General features: G+C 60.9%; 3 protein-coding genes. 2 read left to right on the forward strand and 1 reads right to left on the reverse strand.

Annotation, left to right across the window (positions count from 1 at the left end):
* Positions 1-141 precede the first annotated feature (141 nt).
* Positions 142-1,062 (reverse strand): NAD(P)H-binding protein, encoded by a 921-nt coding sequence (locus VFE81_RS24420; protein WP_325047039.1) that lies wholly within the window; start codon positions 1,060-1,062, stop codon positions 142-144.
* Between the two features lie 207 nt (positions 1,063-1,269).
* On the opposite strand from VFE81_RS24420, the gene VFE81_RS24425 reads away from it, so the two are divergent.
* Both VFE81_RS24425 and VFE81_RS24430 read left to right on the forward strand, forming a co-directional pair.
* Complete coding sequence (locus VFE81_RS24425; RefSeq protein ID WP_325047040.1) at positions 1,270-2,205, forward strand: AraC family transcriptional regulator; 936 nt, start codon at positions 1,270-1,272, stop codon at positions 2,203-2,205.
* A gap of 105 nt (positions 2,206-2,310) precedes the next feature.
* The coding region (locus VFE81_RS24430) for a triacylglycerol lipase (RefSeq protein ID WP_325047041.1) at positions 2,311-3,170 on the forward strand (860 nt) is incomplete at its 3' end.

Genomic DNA, 3,170 nt, shown 5'->3' on the forward strand with positions numbered 1-3,170 from the left:
ATCGCACGCGGCAGTCCAGCGCGCACAACGCCACGTTCCTGATTCCATCACTACCTTGCGTATCTTGCTCGGACTGCGCCTCACGCAACGCTTGTACCATTCATTAACGCAGTAGCCTGAAAAATATATGACACAGTAAGATTAGCGGGCAGTTGAAGTTGCAGCTGCGGTTGACGTTACCGCAGCGCGCGCCAGGATCGACGCAAACACACCCGCTAGCGCGGTCGCACCGAAGCGCCGTTCGCTGATCTCCGTTTCGACGTCGATGCGGCCCGCGTTGTGTGCGTCGTACAGATCCGTGATGAGGCGCGCGTGGTTCTCGCCGAGTCCCGCGTCCTGGAGCATGGTGGCCCATTCGTTACGCGGCACTTCGCGGGCGGTGATCTGACGGTGCGCCAATTCGCTGAGCGTGCGTGCGACGTCTAACGCGCTGACGCGCGCTTCACCTTCGATACTGACGATTCGTGGCGACACCTTTGCCGGCCTGTCATCGAGCAATAGTTCGGCGGCCAGCAGGCCAACATCCTCTGCGGCGACCGTCGGAAACAGCTTGCTCAACGGATGATGCAGACTCGGCAGGACGCCTCTCGCGAGCGCGATGGGTAATACGCGAGCCCAGTTGTGCATGTGTTCCGCTGCGCGCAGAAACGTCAACTGTGAGGCAATGGGTGCGAGTTGCGTTTCGAGGGTGTGGAACAGCGTCGTGATGCCCGTGCCGCTGGCGTGTTCCGCGCCGTAGTCGGAGAGCGCGAGTACGCGTTGCGGCGGGTTGGCGCGTAAGGCGTCGGCGCTCACGTCGATCATGCGCCGCATCGTGTTCGCGGGATCGGCATCTGCACGCGGCACCGGGCACAGCATTTGTACCGCGTACGCGCCTTCGATAGCGCGCGCTACCGAAGCTGGATCGAGCAGATCGGCGATGGCGATTTCACAGCCGATTTCCGCTAACACTTCACCTTGCTTGCCGTCACGCACGACCGCGCGCACTTCATGGCCCGCCCGGCGCAATGACGCGGCGCTCACTCTGCCTACATTGCCTGCTGCTCCAAAGATGACGAACACGTTGGGCTCCTTGCCGTATCGGTATGTCCTCATCTTAGCGAGGTGGGGATAGAGAAACGCACGGGCGCGGATTGTCGTGCGCAGATTCGGATGATTGTTTTGCTTTGTGGCAGCGCAACATGCGGGTTGAGGCGGTGCGGGTCAAGCAAAGCCAGGAAAAACGCAGCACAATGCACACACGTTGGCCGCCATCCACGAGGGGAAGCAATGAATGCCGTGACACCGATACCGCAGCCGCACAGTGGTTCCCGCATTGCATTGCGCTCCAGCAAGGCACTCGGCTGGCGAGGTTTTGGCGCGGAGCTGGTCAACGTGTCAGCCGGACTGCACCGGATTCCGGCGCTCAAGCATCATCGCGTGGGCGTGCATGTCGGCGCGCCGGTCAAGGCGCGTTGCATGTGCAACGAGCGCCGCTACTCGCGGATTCAGGCGCATGGCGATGCGGATGTGATTCCTGCGGGTGTCGACGGACAATGGACCGATGAATCCGCCTGCACGATTTTCAGTGTGTGGATCGCTGAAGAGTTTGCGCAGCGGACTGTCGAACAATTGGAATTGAAGACGAGCGAAGCGCAGCTTCGCCCGCAATTTCAGATGCGCGACCCGCGCTTTCAACATCTGGCCTGGGCGCTACGCGCCGAACTCGAAGCGGATGATGCGTCTGATCCGCTGTATGCAGAGAGTCTGTGTACGGCGATGGTGGTGCGGCTGATTGGCAGCGCGCCGGTGCTCGACAAGCTCGAGAACAAGCGCCGCACGCTTGCGCCGAAGACCGCCGCTCGCGTGATCGAGTTTATCGAAGCGCATCTCGATCAGCGCCTCACGCTTGGCGAACTGGCTGCGCACGCCGAGTTGAGTGTGCCGCATTTCAAGGTGCTGTTTCGCGAGACGCTGGGTATGCCGGTGCATCAGTATGTGGTGCAGCGGCGCGTGGAGCAGGCGAGAGCGCTATTGCTTCAAGGCAGGCTGAGCGCGAGCCAGATTGCGCTGGAGACAGGCTTTGCGCATCAGAGTCATATGGCGCATTGGATGGGGCGGTTGCTTGGGGTTACGCCGCGGGAACTAGTCAAGTCAAGCCCGAATTCAGGCAGCATTATCGAACTCGATACCTTCAATGCTCACCGCATCGCAACACCGCGATAACGCTTAGAAACGCACCGCAGCATAACCCGTTTGGAGTCCCCGCTCTATTGCCCTCCATCGATTTGTATAGCTAAATACGCGGACTTCGCAACCGGAGGCCGTCACATGTCGAAATCGAAGGGTTCTCGCATCGTCGCCTGGGCGATCGCTGCTGTTATCGCTAATGTTCCGCTCGCCGTTCTTCTGACACTCGCCACACCAGCCGGTATCGATCGCGCAGTTGCCGCGACGTCGAACACCAGCACCGACGATTATGCTGCAACCCGCTATCCGATCATCCTCGTACATGGCCTCACAGGCACCGACAAATATCTCGGCGTGCTCGACTACTGGTACGGCATTCAGTCCGACCTTCAGCAGCACGGCGCGACCGTGTACGTGGCGAACCTGTCGGGCTTTCAAAGCGACGACGGCCCGAACGGCCGTGGCGAACAGTTACTCGCTTACGTGAAGCAGGTGCTGGCCGCAACCGGCGCGCAGAAAGTGAATCTGATCGGCCACAGCCAGGGCGGCTTGACCTCGCGCTACGTCGCGGCGGTGGGACCGGAACTCGTCGCTTCGGTCACCACGATCGGCACGCCGCATCGCGGCTCGGCGTTCGCCGATTTCGTGGAGGATGCGTTGCAAAAAGATCCCACCGGTCTTTCGACACCGATCATCGGCGCCTTTGCGAATATTTTCGGCGTCCTGACGAGTAGCAATCACAACACCAATCAGAATGCAGTAGCCGCGCTGCAAACGCTGACCACGGCAAACGCCGCGGCATACAACTTGCGCTATCCGAGCGCCGGTCTCGGTGCGCCCGGTTCGTGTCAAACCGGCGCGGCGACTGAAACCGTCAACGGCAACACCCACCTGTTGTACTCGTGGGCGGGCAGTGCGATCCAGCCGACTTCGGTGCTCGGCATTCCGGGTGCCACCGACACCAGCGTTGCGCTAATCGATTCCGCCGATGTTCTCGATCC

This window comes from Paraburkholderia sp., from assembly GCF_035656215.1.
Lineage (GTDB): Bacteria > Pseudomonadota > Gammaproteobacteria > Burkholderiales > Burkholderiaceae > Paraburkholderia.

Coding starts and splice junctions, on each gene's coding strand:
- VFE81_RS24425 (WP_325047040.1), top strand. CDS start 1,270: ATGAATGCCGTGACACCGATACCGCAGCCGCACAGTGGTTCCCGCATT.